Annotated in this window: 1 pseudogene; it reads left to right on the top strand. The window is 50.2% G+C overall.

What is annotated here, in order from left to right:
* A pseudogene (locus tag CSQ79_RS26950) lies at nt 1-261 on the top strand (NAD(P)-dependent oxidoreductase); the annotation flags it as partial.

Here is a 261-nt window from a genome sequence, read left to right as displayed (position 1 = left end):
CCATTATCTCAATTTGTACAAGTTAGGTGAAGGTCCACTGTATAGCTTCTATACTCCTTATCACTTATGTCATTTTGAGGTGCCGCTGTCTGTGGCGCGGGCGGTGTTGTTTGGCGATCGCGTGCTTGCCCCATTAGCCGGTCCAGTGGTTGAGGTGGTCACTACTGCTAAGATTGACTTGAAGGCGGGTGAAGTGCTTGATGGCATTGGCGAGTATATGACTTATGGGCAGTGTGAGAATGCGCCTGTTGTGCAGGCACA

This window comes from Gloeocapsopsis sp. IPPAS B-1203 (assembly GCF_002749975.1).
Lineage (GTDB): Bacteria > Cyanobacteriota > Cyanobacteriia > Cyanobacteriales > Chroococcidiopsidaceae > Gloeocapsopsis.
This window is presented reverse-complemented; position numbering and strand designations above follow the sequence as displayed.